The organism is Brevibacillus sp. HB1.3, assembly GCF_013186635.1.
GTDB lineage: Bacteria > Bacillota > Bacilli > Brevibacillales > Brevibacillaceae > Brevibacillus > Brevibacillus brevis_D.
The window spans coordinates 405883-422053 of sequence record NZ_JABMIT010000004.1 but is presented as its reverse complement, the minus strand read 5'-3'; the positions used below and the strand labels follow the sequence as shown (position 1 = coordinate 422053).

At 44.4% G+C, this 16171-nt stretch carries 12 protein-coding genes and 1 tRNA gene; 7 read left to right on the top strand and 6 right to left on the bottom strand.

The window, feature by feature from the left end; genetic code table 11:
* Positions 1-6: 6 nt before the first annotated feature.
* Positions 7-939 carry a primosomal protein DnaI gene (dnaI, locus tag HPY31_RS12460; RefSeq protein ID WP_016738798.1) on the top strand — a complete coding sequence of 311 codons (933 nt, stop codon included), beginning with the start codon at positions 7-9 and terminating at the stop codon, positions 937-939.
* Here the strand turns inward: dnaI and HPY31_RS12455 are convergent.
* Positions 916-1557: a YdcF family protein gene (locus HPY31_RS12455; protein WP_172140963.1), complete on the bottom strand. Its 642-nt coding sequence runs from the start codon at positions 1555-1557 to the stop codon at positions 916-918. The two genes, dnaI and HPY31_RS12455, sit on opposite strands and share 24 nt — an antisense overlap.
* Before the next feature lie 180 nt (positions 1558-1737).
* Between HPY31_RS12455 and HPY31_RS12450 the strand changes: the two genes are divergently transcribed.
* The 4 genes from HPY31_RS12450 to HPY31_RS12435 all read left to right on the top strand — a co-directional run bounded on the left by HPY31_RS12450 (position 1738) and on the right by HPY31_RS12435 (position 5564).
* Positions 1738-4329 carry an Ig-like domain-containing protein gene (locus tag HPY31_RS12450; RefSeq protein WP_172140962.1) on the top strand — a complete coding sequence of 864 codons (2592 nt, stop codon included), beginning with the start codon at positions 1738-1740 and terminating at the stop codon, positions 4327-4329.
* A gap of 172 nt (positions 4330-4501) precedes the next feature.
* Positions 4502-4577 (top strand) — tRNA-Ala (locus HPY31_RS12445).
* Between the two features lie 163 nt (positions 4578-4740).
* Entirely contained in the window at positions 4741-4923 is a 183-nt protein-coding gene (locus HPY31_RS12440) for a hypothetical protein (protein WP_172140674.1), read from the top strand.
* A 263-nt stretch (positions 4924-5186) separates the two neighbouring features.
* On the top strand, positions 5187-5564 hold the full coding sequence (locus HPY31_RS12435) for a cell wall hydrolase (RefSeq protein ID WP_172140961.1): 378 nt from the start codon (positions 5187-5189) through the stop codon (positions 5562-5564).
* A gap of 93 nt (positions 5565-5657) precedes the next feature.
* Here HPY31_RS12435 and HPY31_RS12430 read toward each other — a convergent pair whose 3' ends face one another.
* The 3 genes from HPY31_RS12430 to HPY31_RS12420 all read right to left on the bottom strand — a co-directional run bounded on the left by HPY31_RS12430 (position 5658) and on the right by HPY31_RS12420 (position 9153).
* Entirely contained in the window at positions 5658-6500 is an 843-nt protein-coding gene (locus HPY31_RS12430; protein ID WP_172140960.1) for a stalk domain-containing protein, read from the bottom strand.
* A gap of 222 nt (positions 6501-6722) precedes the next feature.
* A complete protein-coding gene (locus HPY31_RS12425) occupies positions 6723-7466 on the bottom strand; it encodes a LytR/AlgR family response regulator transcription factor (RefSeq protein WP_172140959.1) in 744 nt (247 codons plus the stop codon).
* Positions 7438-9153, bottom strand: coding sequence for a LytS/YhcK type 5TM receptor domain-containing protein (locus HPY31_RS12420; protein WP_172140958.1), 1716 nt, complete (start codon positions 9151-9153; stop codon positions 7438-7440). Before HPY31_RS12420 ends, HPY31_RS12425 begins: the two co-directional genes overlap by 29 nt.
* 255 nt (positions 9154-9408) lie before the next feature.
* Between HPY31_RS12420 and HPY31_RS12415 the strand changes: the two genes are divergently transcribed.
* Positions 9409-10737, top strand: a complete 1329-nt coding sequence (locus HPY31_RS12415; protein WP_172140957.1) for an MFS transporter — start codon at positions 9409-9411, stop codon at positions 10735-10737.
* Between the two features lie 153 nt (positions 10738-10890).
* Here the strand turns inward: HPY31_RS12415 and HPY31_RS12410 are convergent, their stop codons facing one another.
* Together HPY31_RS12410 and HPY31_RS12405 are read right to left on the bottom strand one after the other, a co-directional pair.
* Entirely contained in the window at positions 10891-13026 is a 2136-nt protein-coding gene (locus HPY31_RS12410) for a sigma-54 interaction domain-containing protein (RefSeq protein ID WP_172140956.1), read from the bottom strand.
* Positions 13027-13182: 156 nt separating this feature from the next.
* Complete coding sequence (locus tag HPY31_RS12405) at positions 13183-14607, bottom strand: YfcC family protein (RefSeq protein ID WP_172140955.1); 1425 nt, start codon at positions 14605-14607, stop codon at positions 13183-13185.
* Positions 14608-14951: 344 nt separating this feature from the next.
* Here HPY31_RS12405 and HPY31_RS12400 point away from each other — a divergent pair, with 344 nt between their 5' ends.
* Positions 14952-16097, top strand: a complete 1146-nt coding sequence (locus HPY31_RS12400; RefSeq protein ID WP_253901776.1) for a M20 family metallopeptidase — start codon at positions 14952-14954, stop codon at positions 16095-16097.
* Positions 16098-16171: the final 74 nt, after the last annotated feature.

Sequence of the window (16171 nt, the reverse complement as noted above, 5' to 3'; positions counted from 1 at the left end):
GGGAACGTGGAATCTATCAGTGAGTTTATGCAAGAGCTCGCCAAACGAACACCGCGTCAGTTGCTGACACCGGATCAGCAGTTAGATAAAATGTTCCGTTCGTCAGCGTATTTAAAAGCATTTCAACAAGAGCATCCCGCATTGACCAGAGACGATTACCTTCGCTCGCTCTCCAATATCTATACGGCAGTCAAGGAGCAGTATTGGTGTGAGCGTTGTCCGGGTCTTGGCGAATGCCCGAATTTGGTCAAGGGACATAGCACTCAATTGGAGCTTGCTCACCAGCATATTATCAGCTCGATGACGCCCTGTTCCAAACAACTGTCGCACGAGGAAGAGATTCGCCGCCGTCGACTGATGCGCAGCTATTATGTTTCCGAAGAGACCTTGAACGCGAGCTTTGAGGGCTTGGTCATTGACTCCGGGAATTTGGCTACCGTAGATGCCGCGATTCAGTTCTGTGAAAAAGTTGGAACAGGCGAGCGGGTAAAAGGGCTTTATTTGCACGGTCCGTTTGGTGTTGGGAAAAGCTACATCATGGGAGCAATCGGTCGCGAGCTCTCGGAGCGCAACGTCGCTTCCTTGCTGGTTTATGTGCCAGACTTTATCCGGGAGATGAAGGATTCTATCTCGGATCAATCGTACGCAGGAAAGCTGGAGCTGCTGAAAGAAGTACCTGTACTGATCCTCGATGATATCGGCGCGGAGAACCTGACGCCATGGGTTCGCGACGAGATTTTGGGTGTTATACTGAATCAGCGGGCAAACAACCATTTGCCTACGCTGTTTACTTCAAACTACGCGCTGAATGAACTGCAAGAGCATATGTCTATCTCCAACGGAAATCGGATCGAACAAACAAAAGCGGCTCGCATCATGGAGCGAATCCGCCATTTTGTCGATGTGTATGAAATTTTACGCGAGAACCACCGTTCCTAGCACTTGTGTAAAGAGGCGAGAGAGCTCCCAATACGTGAGGGCGAGTACTTCTCTCGCCTTATGATACGGTCCAAACAGGACGTGTGACGTCGTTCCTACAGGAGAAGCGACAATTCCCAGTGAATCAGCCATGATCATGGCACGGGCCAAATGATAGTCGTGGCTGATGATCAGGGCGTCTTGAATATGATGTTCCTCCAAGACCTGCTGGCCGTACAGCAGGTTTTCGTATGTGCTGGTAGACTTGCTTTCTAGCAAAATGTCCTCTTCGGGAATTCCTTTGGCCACTAAGTAATTTCTGCTTACAGCAGCTTCCGTGATCGTTTTGCCTTCACCAAGGCCGCCAGTGACCAGCAGCTTCGATACATAGCCTTCTTTATACAGGATCGCTGCCTGTTCCAGACGCTCGCGCAGACCAGGACTAGGTCCCTCACCCCAGACCGCTGCACCAAGGACAATGCCGACGGTTGCGTGTCGTGCGTAGGCCTTCTCAATCGTCTGTTCGATGCGGTACCAGTTGTAGCCAGACCATAGTAGACCGAGAAGGATGACAAGCTCCAACATGATCCATATCCTGCGCCAGTAAGGACGCTGTGCGTTTATCGTTCGATTTTTCATTCTTCGAAATCTCCCTCGTAGTCTCTCTCTATTTAGACGTTTGAAATAAGGTCTAGTTACAAGGTTTGACATATGCCTGACACGAAAAACTAGTAAATTCTTTCTTGCACTTTGCCGATATAGTAATGGTGGAATGGTTTCGAAGAACAGCAAATTTCATACTTGCGAGGGAGGCTAGCAATGTTCTGGAAAAAAACGATGCTCTTGTTTCTGGCCGTCTTTCTATTAGTGGGGACTGGAAACGCAGGGGTAGGATTGGCTGCCGATGAAATCAGCCGACTTGTTCTGTCCAAGAACGAGGTAACACTGGAAAACGGAGATTCTACTAACCTGACGGCTACCGCTATTTACGTGAGCGGAAAAACGGAAGACGTCACTGTCAAGACAGAATGGACGACACAGGATGCGAATATCGCTTCTGTTTATGCCGGACAGATCACAGCCAAATCGGTCGGGAAATCTACCATTACAGCTACTTACATGGGTAAACCTGTCGTAGTGGGTGTGAATGTAACCAAAAAGGTAAAGGCACTGACGACAGAAGATCAAACGTTGAACGTAAGGATCGGCAACACAGCAAACGTAAAGCTGACAGCTGTATACAGCGATGGGACAACAGAAGACGTAACAACTAAAGCAGACTGGTCCATCGATAATCCTGCGATTGCGACAGTAGTAAATGGAGCAATCAAAGGTCTGAATTCAGGATCAGGTACAGTGACAGCAAAATTCGGTAGCCAGTCGACAACGATCTCTGTAAACGTCGAGATCGCCCACAGACTGGAGCCAAACAAAAACCAGGTTTCACTCTTGCTGAACGGCGAAGAAACAATCAAGCTCAAGGCTATTTTCCCCGATGGAAGTGTAACGGAAGACGTCTCCGACAAGGCTGAATGGTCTTCCGACAATACCGCTGTAGCCGATGCGCTCAAGGGCACGATCAAGGCTTATGGCGCGGGTTCAGCAATCATTACGGCGAAGTATGGAACTAAAACAGCGACGATCAAAGTCGATGTGGATACAACGCAAAAGCTGGAACTCAACAAGCAAAACATTTTCATGAATGTAGGCAAGGAAGAAGACATCGAGCTGAAGGCAACCTATGCCAATAATGGCGGTTCCACAGTAGTGAACGATAAGGCCGAATGGTCCTCGGATCGCGAGGATGTTGCTTACTACAGCAACGGAAAAATCCATGCTGTGAAGTCCGGTGAAGCGGTGATTACTGCGAAATACGGAAACAAATCCGTTCAGGTACGTGTAGATGTAGAAGTACCCCGTTCCTTGTATATCAATCCTGCTTTCTTGACGATGAAAAGCGGGGATAAGAAAGACGTAACTGTAAACGCGTCCTTCGCAAACGGTACAAGTGAAGAGGTTACTTCAAAAGTAGAATGGTCTTCGGATAATGCAGATGTCGTATTTGCAAATGGCAAGACCGTATCCGCGTACAAGGCTGGAACAGCGAATGTAACAGCTAAATACGGCGGAAAAACAGCGACACTGGTTGTCGATGTAGATGTACCGCAAAACTTGACCGCAGATATCACGACAGTAGCAATCCCTGTGGGTGGCGCGAAGCAAGTAACGGTAAAGGCTGCGTATCCAGGTGGAGGCTCTGCTGAAGATGTCACACAAAAAGTCGTTTGGTCATCGAGTGCACCTAACGTAGCAAGCGTGCGTCAAGGCTTGATCACGGGTGTGTCCACAGGTTCAGCGACCGTGACCGCTACATACGGAACACGCACAGTGAACATTTCCGTATCGGTTGGCGTCATGCAGACATTGACCGTAGACAAGAAAAAGATCGTGCTCGCCAATGGAAAGTCGGAAACTGTTAAGCTGACGGCAGCTTACGCAGATGGAACGAACAAGGATGTAACAGATACAGCGACATGGAGCACAGCTTCTGCTGCTGTAGCAGAAGTAATGAACGGAAAGATCACAGCGACAGGAGCAGGGAAAACGACCGTAACAGGTACCTTCGATGGCAAGTCGGTTTCAATTGCAGTAGAAGTAGACCAAGCGACGAATCTCTCTGTTGATCCTCGCATGCTGATCTTGAACGTCAATGAATCAAAAGACATCAAGCTGAGCGCAACAGACTCTGCTGGCAATTCGGACAATGTGACCAAAGATGCAGAATGGTCCTCGACCTCGGTAAAAGTAGCGGATGTGGTAAACGGCCGCGTAACAGGTCTCTCAAACGGACGTGCGACGATCACCGCGAAATACGGCGGCAAATCGATCAGCATCCCGGTAGAAGTCGGAATCGTGAGCAAGCTGGAAGCAGACAAGCGCTTTGTATCTACGAAGTCGAACAGCAACGTACAAGTAACCTTGACAGCTACCTTCTCCGATGGCCGCACCATGGATGTTACCAATCTGGCTGACTGGAAGACGAGCAACTACAAGGTAGCTGACGTATCCAAAGGCCTCGTTTCAGGACGTGCTTACGGCAAAACGACAGTTACAGCTAGGTACAACGACAAGAGCGTGTCCATCCCAGTCGATGTTGATATGTTGAAATACTTGAAGACAGATGTCGTTCAGCTCGTGATGAACAAAGGTGAAACGAAGCAAGTGAGCGCCATTGCGACGTACATGGATGGCTCCGAGCAAAATGTCTCCAAGCCAGCTCTCTGGACCACTACTCGCTTGTTGGTGGCCGATGTGAAAGACGGCGTCATCAAGGCGACAGGATCGGGTAAAGCGACGATTTATGTGCAATATGGTGGGAAGAAGACACCGATTGTGGTGACGGTGAGATAGTGGAGTGTTAGGGAAAAAGAGGAAAGCCAACCGGTTGGGATCGGTTGGCTTTTTTCGTTGAGTTTTTTCAGCAGGGACGGGGATTTATCTGATTTTTTCGCTTGCAGTGTACGGCTGGCGTATGCTATACTGATTTCACTGAGGCGGTAAAGGCTGGAAGTACCATACATATGGGGCATTAGCTCAGCTGGGAGAGCGCTACACTGGCAGTGTAGAGGTCAGCGGTTCGATCCCGCTATGCTCCACCATATAACGACTACGGAAACGGCAGAGATGCCGTTTTTTTGTTTTTTAATCGATTTAATCGGGTTCGGCTTACGCTCCTGCTCGTGAGCTGGCTACTATACTCGACCTACAAGTTGAGCGGGACGATCCCAACAGAACTGTAAAGCTGAGCGGAGCTGTTAAATCATGAAAGACTTTCTGAAAAAGCATAAGAAATCTGTGTTGCTGATTATTACGGGAGTGTTAGCTGTTGCGGGTACTTATGTTGGTATCAGCGAGGAAGCAAAGCAAAAAACGGAGACAATGAAGCATTACTCAAAGTCTTGCTGGAAATGCAACCTGAAATTGACTCTTTTGCTGGTTTTCTAAAGCTTCCGAAAGAAGAGGGGATTCAGAAGATTACAGCACAGTTCATCGAGAGAATCAGGGGATGAAAATCTTTTTTAAAATTTTTTAGAAAAGCTGTTCCGTTTTGTCCCTGATTTTTTCCTAGATAGGTGAAAGCGACGAGAACCGGTCAGAAAGTCGTTTATCAATTACATTCAAAAAGGAGAAATGTAGAATGGCATATCCATACGGGGAACCATTGGAGAACAAGGGAGATAAAAAAGACGAATGGGATTTTAAAGAATTTGAAGGACGAGATAGTTGTAGATTTGCTTGCAAGAATGATTTATAGCGAGGCCGAAGACCAAGAGTATGAAGGCAAACAAGGAGTTGCGCATGTAGCTAAAAATAGAAAAGCTTATAACAATGGCAAGACTTATGGTAAAACATATGAAGAGGTATTGTTAAAAAGAGGTCAATTTCAAGGTATGACAACGTCAAGGGCACGGAAACCAAAATTAAATTCGCAGGCATGGGAGGATGCACTTTATATCGCGTCGAATTTGGGTAATGAGGATAACCCGATTGGTAATCGGCGATATTTCTTGCCTAATAAACCTAAATCTTCGAAAGCAATAGATATCCTTCAGTTGGGTGACCATTGGTTTTTCAATTATAAATAAAGATAAACACGAGGGAGTGCCCCATACTACTTTTTGTAGTCTGGTGGCACTCCCTTATTGGTTCATATACAGTTGTTTAATTCGTTTGCCATGCTAATTTTGTGAAAATGAAATATTCTTCATTTTGTATTTGCCATCTTTAAAATAATATTCAATCGTTATATACCCTATATATTGCAAATAATCACCTTCCACACCAACAGTGGCCTTTATTGTATCATTAAAGATTTCATAATCAATGAAATTTTCATAACTGATTTCAGAAATTTTCTCAGGAGAAGGGGCATTCTTTAAATTTATAGTTGAAATTGTTTCACCTATTTTTATTTCCACTTCGGTATCAGATATTATTTTTGTTGTAACATGGTTTTTTATTATATCTAATGGATTTTCTATGGGATACTCAGTAAAGTTCTCAGGATTTACAATATGAATGGTTTCGCTAGAAAAACCTGTCCCATGACCTTTACTTAAAAGAATAGCCAATTCTTTTTTTTGATCATTATTTAAATCTAAATAAAACAATTCGGGTAAATCTGTAATCATTGCAATGGTTTCCCAATCAAAAACTTTTTTAACCCCATTGATGCTTACAATTAAATCCTTATACATGTTTGTATCTTTATCTTTATTTAAAGCATATAAGTAAATTTCTTCTTCTGGAATAGAAGCGATCATTTTGATATCAGTGTTGATATCAACTGTCTGTTTCTTGTCAACCCAACTTACTTTAGAACCTAGAGATTCCGCCATTAACTTAACTGGTACATACACGCGCCCGTTTATGAATTGGGGATCCCAATCGGTCTTTTGTTTACCATTCAGATAAATAGCTATTTTTTGTTGTACGGCACTACTATCATTCATCCAAAAACTAAAGAAAACGATTGAGAAAAGCGATAAAGCAATAATGAACTTTGTTTTTTTAGGTAACATTCTAGTCCTCCTCTTATTTCTTATTTCTTTGTTCGACTCGGGTGAATAGGTTTGGAATAATTATAAAAAAACTAGTACTGGGGGGCTGGGAAAGAGGATGTCACATTAATATTTGATAAGGGGTTAAATGTTGTTGCAGGAGCATCTGATCTCGCTTCTATGAAAAAGGAGCGAAAAGATCCTATCTCCTCGCTCCGTCTCTCATCCTTCTTCCCCAAAAACTCACAAATTCATCAACCCCCGAAACGCTTTCATCCTCCCCCTACTAACAGGAATATCCGTCTGACTCTCATCATTCATCTTAATCAAATACGTATGATTAAACCACGGAATAATCTCTTTAATATGCTTCACGTTCAAAATATAGTTCCGATGACTTCGAAAGAAAGAGCGGGACCGATTCAAAATCTCCTCCAGCTCATTTAAGGACAAGTCGCACTTGTCGATACTCTCTTTTGTTGCCACATATAAATCTTTCTCCCGCACAAACGCAAAGTAAATGTGCCCCACAGGGATCGGGATGATCTTGTTGCTCTTCCGGATGCAGACATGCTCTTCCATCAGGGGAACTGTCGCAGTGCGGTCATTCATGGCCGATCGCTTCCTCAGTGTCCGCACTTTTTGAATCACGTCGTCCAGTTTCGATTCCATGATCGGTTTGGTCAAATAGCCCACAGCCAGCGTGGAAAAAGCCTCCAGAGCGTGTTCATGATAGGCAGTCGAAAAAACGATCAATGGGGGATTAGACATCTGATTCAATGTTTTGGCAAATTCAAGCCCATTCATCCCGGGCATCTGAATATCGAGCATAAGCAAATCAGGCTCGGAATTGATCATATGAGGCAATGCTTCCAGTGGATTGGTATAGATTGCGTCCACCTGGATATCAATATACTTTTTCAGCAAATATTCCAATTCGGAACAAATGGCTGGTTCGTCATCGATGATGATCGTTTTCAGGAGCATCTGGATGCACTTCCTTTTCAAATGCGGATAACGGAGCGACAAAGGATACGACTGTTCCCAAACCGGGCTTGCTTTGAATCGTGAGGCCATATTTTTTGCCATATATGGATCGCAGCCGTGAATGGACATTGACCAGGCCGATGCCTTTCGATTGGCTGTTCCAGATTTCGGCCAAACGCTCTTCGCTGATTCCAACTCCATTGTCTTCAATGCTGATTTTCACTTCATGGTCGTACGGCTTCACTCGAATCGTGAGCAGACAGTCGCTAACTTTAGGGGAAAGTCCATGGTGTATGGCATTTTCCACGATTGGCTGCAAAGTCAGGACAGGCAATTTGCACTCCAGCAGGGTTTCGTCGATCTCCATATTCACCTTTAAACGGTTGCTAAATCGGACCTTCTCGATTTCCAAATACGATTTGATCCCGTCCAGTTCTTCTTGCAAGCTGTGATGATTTCCCTTGCTTTTCAAATTACGCCTGAAGATGTCGCTTAAATGACCGATTAAGTTTCTCGCCTGATCAGGGTCTGTCCGACAATAGGACATAATCGTCCCCAAGGTGTTGAACAGAAAATGCGGGTTGATTTGTGCTTGCAGGGCGCTCACTTCAGCCTGCTTCCGCATTTTCGCTTGATGCTCGATCTCTGCCAGTTCAATTTGGACTGATAGCAGCTTTGCCAAGCCGTCCACTAGCTTCTCGTTGGTCTGGGACGTCTTGGAGGAAGAGGTTTTATAGTAGAATTGCAGCGTCCCGATTTTCTGGTTTTGATGATACAACGATGCGGCGCTGATCGATTTTAGGCGATGCGGACGCGGAAGAGCAAAATCTTTGTCGCACCATACCCCAGTAGGGTGGTTCAAAACAGCCTCCGCTACTTGTGCGCATAGCGTCTCTTTCTGCACATGATTTTCCAGTTCATGGCCTTTTGCGCTGAGCAGCTTTTCGCGGTCGGTAATGGCGACTGCATCCACCTTGGCCATTTCACGGATCAGTTCAGCAGTTTTTTTCGCGGAATATTCATTTAGCCCCGTCCGCAGATGAGGCAACGTCTGACTGGCAATCGACAAGGCAAGGTTTGCCCCTAATGCGCCGGACTGGTCTTGCATCATTTTGAGATTTTGGAAAACGCGGGTGAAAAGCAGCAGACCTGCAATGGTCATAATGGTGGTCGGGATCGCGATTTTTACTTCTAGTTCGAGTGCGGCTGAAAAAGGCTTGGCCATGAGCAGCACCATAACTTTTTGAATGAGCTCGGCTGTAACGCCAATCAGTACGATATGCTGCCATTTCAGTCGTAGCATATTCATTTTCGTACTGACGATCCCGGCCAAGTAGCCGTTCATTACGGTCGAGATGGCACAGGCGAATGCGGTAAATCCACCGATCGAATAGCGATGAATACCTCCTATAAGACCGGCCAAAAAACCGACGACAGGCCCCCCGATCAACCCGCCCGCGACGGCACCGACAATGCGCGTATTGGCGAGTGCGTCATTGACCCGTAGCCCATTCTCCGTTCCAATAACCGACAGGAACCCGAACAGCGTAGAGAGGATCACGATCCGCATCCAGTTGTTTTTCCCGTACATGATGTTCCGAAAGTAATCGAGTTGGCCGATGATAAGGGCGATGACTGCAATTACAGAGATGTTTTCAAGCAGTCCCAGAAGCATAGTGATTGTCATGACAGCCCTCCCTATGAAAAAGGGTAGCCCGAACTGATCGAAAAATCAATGTAACTCAACTGGGTTTTTCGGCAGCTCGGATGCTGTTTTTGCACATTCGGGAGTATTCAATAGATTCTAGCAAAACAAACAACTTAGAATGAAAGCAGTTCTTCGAGAATCCATCCGGGTAAATATGTAACCCCTTTCAAAGGATTGTTTGATTTGTAAGCGGTTAAACGATGGATTCGGGTCAATCACAAGGAGGGGGCAGCAATGAGTCAATCGAGTGATCGTGTAAATACGCGGCGCATCACAAGCAATATTTTTAAAGGTTCACTAGGGAATCTAATTGAATGGTACGACTGGTATGTCTATGCAGCTTTTGCGGTGTATTTCTCGTCTCAGTTTTTTCCTAAGGGCGACGCTACCAGTCAGTTGCTGAATACTGCCGCTGTATTTGCTATCGGATTTTTAATGAGACCGATCGGGAGCTTGCTCCTGGGCCGATACGCTGACCGTCATGGGCGCCGTGCTGCGTTGACGCTGTCAGTTACCATCATGGCGGGTGGTTCTCTGGTGATTGCCGTAACACCAAACTATGAAATGATCGGCGTGTTTGCGCCTATTATTCTCGTTCTTGCTCGCTTACTCCAAGGTCTTTCGCTTGGCGGGGAATACGGAACATCTGCCACGTACTTGTCCGAGATGGCTTCCAGTGGTCGCCGAGGGTTCTATTCTAGCTTTCAGTACGTCACGCTGATCAGTGGACAATTGCTGGCACTGGGTGTGCAAATTATCCTGCAGCAAATGCTCACGGAAGAAGCCATGATGGCATGGGGCTGGCGAATTCCGTTCATCATTGGAGCCTTTGGCGCAGTAGCCGTATTGTGGTTGCGTCGAAGCATGGACGAATCGGAGCAGTATACCAAAATGGAGTCGAAAAACAAGGAGAAGGCGGGTACACTTCGAGAGCTGATGAAGCATCCGAAGGCGGTGCTGGCAGTCGTCGGCCTTACACTCGGGGGAACCATTGCCTTTAACACCTACACGACCTATTTGCAAAAATTCATGGTGATTACGGTAGGACTGCCGAAAGAAGTAGTCAGCTGGATTAACTTTACCGCATTGCTGGTATTCGTCGTCTTGCAGCCGCTTGCTGGTATGCTGTCCGACCGAATTGGACGGCGCCCGTTGTTGATTGGTTTTGGTATTCTTGGAACATTGTGGACCGTACCGATGTTTATGCTCCTGGAACAAACCACTAGCCCATATGTTGCTTTCCTGCTGATGCTGTCTGGTCTTATCATTGTTACTGGTTATACGTCCATCAATGCGATCGTGAAAGCCGAGATGTTTCCTACCGCCATTCGCGCCCTGGGTGTAGGCTTTCCATACGGGGTGACCGTTGCGATCTTTGGGGGAACAGCGGAGTTCATCGCGCTATGGTTCAAAAGCATCGGGAACGAGTCTCTCTTCTATTACTATGTAGCAGCTTGTATTGCCATAAGCCTCCTCGTTTACTGGCGCATGGGTGAGTCGTCGAAAAACTCCCAGATCGAAGCAGAGCTGAATACTGCAAAGGACAAGCATGCTTCCAATTAATAGGTAGCGAACTGACATTTTCAAACGGTGCTAGTAGCCTGTCGAGGGTCAGTGGTTTGATCCCGATAGGGTCCACCATATAGGAAATACGGAAACGGCAGAGATGCCGTTTTTTGTTTTTCAAATTGACGGACATGTCGACCAGTTGATGAACTATATTCGGTTTTGGAAAGCTTGCTCAATTACGTTCAGATTTTTAATTCTTTGGAGTACTTGTATTCCTAATAAAGTGATTTGTGTGCCCTGCTGCTTTTTTTGCCCAACTGAGATGCAGCCGCTTCGATTAAGGATAGCAAGTCTGTTACGAATCCGGGCTTCCGTTAATGGCTTAGCAAGCATACTGTTCAAGACTCCCCGTCCGATTCGTTGTTGGCGTTTGCTGCAAAGTAACAGGTTCGCCAAAATGTCTTCATAGTCGCTCAACGATCCGTTCCTCATTAACAGGAAAAGAATCTGCTCTATTTCTCCGCCATCCTCTTGCGGGAATGCTAATTCGGTCTCAACAGAACTTTGCGTTTGCCCAACTTGCCCATTCTTAATGCGTTCTGGAATATGTTGGAGTTCCACTTCTCCTTCAACTATGACCGTCAGATAGTTAACGAAATTTTCAAGCTCCCGAATATTACCTGGCCAATTGTATTCTAGCAAACTATTTTTGACCTCAGAGGATAGGATAAGGTTCGTGTTTTTCTTTTGCAAGAAATGCTCTATTAAGATAAGAATATCTTCTCGCCTTTCGTTTAAAGCGGGGATACGTAACGGCAGAACATTAAGCCTGTAATACAAGTCCTCGCGAAACATTCCTTTTTGAACCATTTCCATCAAATTACGGTTGGTCGCGGCAATAACTCTAACATTTATGGGAATTACACGGTTTCCACCTACGCGCATTACCTGCCGCTCCTGAAGCACCCGCAGCAGAGCTGCTTGGATACTGAGAGGTGCATCCCCAATTTCATCTAGAAAAATGGTTCCATTATGCGCTAATTCGAACAGCCCGATTTTTCCACCTTTCTTCGCTCCAGTGAAAGACCCTTCCTCATAACCAAACAGTTCACTCTCCGCTAAACTCTCCGTTAGTCCGGCGAAATTGACTGGTACAAATGGCATGTCTTTTCGACTGGAGTTCTGGTGAATCGCTTGCGCAAATATTTCCTTCCCCGTACCGTTTTCTCCTGTAATTAATACTGTGTAGTCACTTGTTGACACTTTAACTGCAACCTCTTTGGTAGACGTGATCGCTTGACTCATTCCGATGATATTGTCAAACTGATATTTCGCCGTTAAACCTAAATGAGTGCTTTTTTTACGTATTTCCTGCTCAATTCTCTGTACTTTGGTTACATCCTGAAACGTAACTACAACGCCTAAAAATTGCCCGTCCAACATGAGCGGTATCTTGGTGACAAGAAGATATAGGTTGCGCATTTCTAGCAGTTGGTCGCTTATCTCTTCACGCGACTCAAACACTGCTTCAACCTGAAAATCAGGAATGATCTCCTGAAACCTCTTATTTATACAATGCTCTGTACGCAAATGTAATATTTTCCCTGCATCTTCATTAAAAAAAGTAATGTACCCATGTTTATCAATACCAATGATGCCTTCATGAACGGCATTTAGAATGGATTCCAGCTTTGTCTTCAGCTGTTTCTCATTGTTGACCGAAATCGCCAAATTCCGTCCCAATTGGACAAAATCTCGAAAGAAATCTGCCGTATAATAATGGGCTTTTTCTATCGACAAGTTAAATAGTTGCGCTATATCAAAGATCGTAGTCAAGTCAATTGGTCTGTTATGCAAATCAATCACTCTATTAAAATGATCCGGCACAAATTCAGGCCACCCGTGTGTGATGGCGAGATCAATCTTTTTCAATTCGGTCACAGACATTTCTATCTCTGGCCCATAGGGAACGAAATCAAGATGCTGGAATCCCAAGCGTCTTAAAAATTCAACAGAGTCTTCCGCCGTAATCATGTCATTTGCGACTAAAAGACATTTTGTGCCCGTGCTTACTTCCATTAATTGCGGCAATCTGGTCATTTCGATGTTTCTTCTAGCAATAAGAACAGGAATATCCGCTAGTACATCAGGCAAAGAATCCAACAATTTTCTCGTTGAAAGCAGGATCAGTCCAATCTTATCCTGCAGGTTCTCATTCATTTCCTGCCACTGAGAAAGTGTAAAAACATCAATTCGGGAGTCAAAAAATGTTCTTAGGTTCCTCTCAAAGGTTTGGGAAACCTTTTGACTTTTTGTTACAAGCAGTATGCTTGGCATTCCCATTTACGCTCCCCCTTGTGTCGATACCCTAAGTTTGTTTATTTTTCAATCAAATATACTTTCACGAAAATAATAATGCAAGTGCCGCGAATGTTGTGGCGAAAGAGCTAGTCAACTTTATCTAAAGCACTTGCATTATTGTCATTCATATATGTTTCTTTAGAAAGGACCCCAGTTGATGGAAACTCCAATAATTAGGAATGCAGCGCCAACGACAAACCAGATACCAATTAGTGGAAGGATAAATTTAATCCATTTTCCATAAGGAATACCGGAGGTCGCGAGAATAGCCATCAATACACCCGAAGTAGGGTTGATACAGTTAACCAAGCCTTCCCCAAACATAACGGCTTGTACAGCAACCTGCCGGGTAATATTCAATAAATCTGCTAAAGGAACGAGAATGGGCATCAACATAGCAGATTCCCCAGACCCAGAGGAAATCAAGAAGTGAATTAAGGCACTTCCTACATACATACCCAATGCACCTGTAACAGGAGTCAGCGGTGCCAGCACAGTCGCCATCTCATTTACGATCGTATCCAAGAGCATTCCGTTTTCAAGAATGATAATGACAGCTCTTGCCATCCCAACAATCAAGGCACCATAAACGAGTTTTTGACAACCCTGCATAAAAGTCTTGGCAATCTCATTGGCACTCATGCGTGCAATAAGACCAGAACCAATTGCAATGAAAATAAACAGAGCGGCCATCTCGTTTTCACTCCATTTTAATACGAGAGTGCAAACGATGAAGGCAACAAGCGAGAGACCTGAAAAGAGTAGCACAAATTTTTGTCGCCAAGTAATTCGAACGGCAGTGCTTACGAGATTAATTTGATTTTCCCCGAGAGAATTGGGAAACAGTTCTGAGCCTAGGGCACTTTTTGTTATATCACCCTGAATTTTTTTAGCATACCAATAAATATAAGCGATCGTCACTGCTAAAAAGACGAGATAGATAACAACGCGAAATCCAAATCCAGATAACAGCGGAAGTTCAGCAATACGCTGTGATAAACCGAGTGTTTGAGGTGCCATTACAGGTACATTCCATCCGGCATATGTTCCCAAATAAATCAGAGCAACACCGAAAATTGCATCTAATTTCAATCCTCGAGCGATAACAATTCCTAATGGGATAAAGGCAATAACGGAATTGACAATGATCCCTGTCGTTCCTAAGGCCGAAAATACCAAACACACTGGAATGATTAGTAAAAGCAACCTGTCTTTACTACTAATCACGACTTTTCTAAGAAATGCATCTATTGCTCCTGTTTTTTCCAAAACTGCTAAAGCGCCACTTGTAAACATGATGAGGAAAATGAGCGGTGCTCCTTTTACCATCCCCTCTTGAATGGCGGTAAACAATTCTTTAAACGTAGTTGGGTTCGATTCAACGATATGATAACTACCTGGAACCGTAACGGAGACCTCACCGCTTTTCACCCGGTCAAATTCACCTGCTGGTACGAAATAAGTAGCAACGGCACATGCGAGCAATATAAAAAATATAAGAACATAGGCATCAATTTGCGGAAATCTTTTTTTCTTTACTTTTTTTGTAACTCCCGGGTGCATTGTTCTGGTTCCTCCTCTTAATGATTGACTCTTTTTTTACTGCTGTTTCCAGAGGCTTGTTTCATATTGAAAAGTATGGCTCACCCTCTCTCTTTTTTTGAAAACGTTTTAATTTTGTTTACTGCAAATAACGTGCCAATAATAACTAAGCTATAAAACAAGGTATCGCTTATTGAGAAAGTCATTTCAGGATTTTTTCAGGATTTTCATCGGGATATACGCGTCCAATAAAACATCCTAAAAAACAACCAGCTGTCTCTTTCAAGATTCATTATCGTCAAAAATTGTTGGCAAGCTTTTTGCTATTTGTATTATGACAATTAAAATTTAGGGGGAAATTCAGATTGAATAGTAGTTTCGATACGTCTATACAAATAGTAAGATATCTGGAAAATCACGCTAACGAGATTTTGCTTGACTTGGAGAGCTTTGTAAAAAAGGATTCTCCTTCTATGAATAAAACACTGGTAGATGAATGCGGCACCTATCTGCAACAGCTTTTTAAAAAACATTTGGATGTGGAACCTGAAGTTTTTACACAAACTGAAGTTGGTAATCATCTGAAATTTACAATCGGACATGGGGAAAAACAAATATTGATCCTTGGCCATTTTGATACTGTTTGGGACAAGGGGCAGTTACAATATCGAGTGGAAGGAAATAAAGCATATGGTCCTGGCATTTTTGATATGAAAAGCGGATTGATACAAGCAATTTGGGCGCTTAAAGCCATTAGGGAATTGGGGCTTTCCGTAAATAAGAAAATTGTCTTTTTCTGCAACTCTGACGAAGAAATTGGCTCTAAGCATTCCAGAGAGTTTATTGAACAAGAATCGAGAAAAAGCTCATATGTGCTTGTTGCTGAACCAGCAGAAGCCCATACAGGTGCTCTCAAGACGGCCCGAAAAGGGGTTGGCCAATTCATTGTGAAGGTTCGAGGACGTGCAGCCCATGCCGGCAACCATCATGCTGAAGGAATCAGTGCTGTAGAGGAATTAGCTCGCCAAATTATTGTTTTGCAGGGACTAACCATTTATCAAAAAGGAACGACCGTCAATGTTGGAATCATAAACGGAGGAAACCGTGTCAATGTTGTCCCCGATTATGCCGAAGCATACATCGACGTTCGCGTAAGCTTGCATGAAGAAGTCGACAGAATAAGTGAATGTATCCTCGGATTAAAACCTACAATGAAAGACACGACGGTCGAAGTATCAGGTGGAATGAATCGCCCGCCAATGGTAAGAACAGCAAAAACAGAGGAGCTCTTCCTTAAAGCACGTTCGATTGCTTCCGAACTTGGTTTCCAATTGGAAGAAGCCTCTGTTGGTGGGGGAAGTGACGGAAATTTCACCGCTGCACTAGGCATACCTACGTTAGATGGGCTTGGCGCGGAAGGTGAAGGGCTTCATGCTGAACATGAGCACATCCTTATTGATTCACTACCAAAACGAACTGCGTTATTTGCAAATTTATTATTGAGACTATAATTTTAAGAAAAACCCTTGGGAAACCAAGGGTTTTTCTGGTGTTACAAATATACTAGATTGATGCAGCAGTATAC

Coding starts and splice junctions, on each gene's coding strand:
- HPY31_RS12455 (WP_172140963.1), bottom strand. CDS start 1,557: ATGAAAAATCGAACGATAAACGCACAGCGTCCTTACTGGCGCAGGATA.
- HPY31_RS12450 (WP_172140962.1), top strand. CDS start 1,738: ATGTTCTGGAAAAAAACGATGCTCTTGTTTCTGGCCGTCTTTCTATTA.
- HPY31_RS12440 (WP_172140674.1), top strand. CDS start 4,741: ATGAAAGACTTTCTGAAAAAGCATAAGAAATCTGTGTTGCTGATTATT.
- HPY31_RS12430 (WP_172140960.1), bottom strand. CDS start 6,500: ATGTTACCTAAAAAAACAAAGTTCATTATTGCTTTATCGCTTTTCTCA.
- HPY31_RS12425 (WP_172140959.1), bottom strand. CDS start 7,466: ATGCTCCTGAAAACGATCATCATCGATGACGAACCAGCCATTTGTTCC.
- HPY31_RS12420 (WP_172140958.1), bottom strand. CDS start 9,153: ATGACAATCACTATGCTTCTGGGACTGCTTGAAAACATCTCTGTAATT.
- HPY31_RS12415 (WP_172140957.1), top strand. CDS start 9,409: ATGAGTCAATCGAGTGATCGTGTAAATACGCGGCGCATCACAAGCAAT.
- HPY31_RS12410 (WP_172140956.1), bottom strand. CDS start 13,026: ATGGGAATGCCAAGCATACTGCTTGTAACAAAAAGTCAAAAGGTTTCC.
- HPY31_RS12405 (WP_172140955.1), bottom strand. CDS start 14,607: ATGCACCCGGGAGTTACAAAAAAAGTAAAGAAAAAAAGATTTCCGCAA.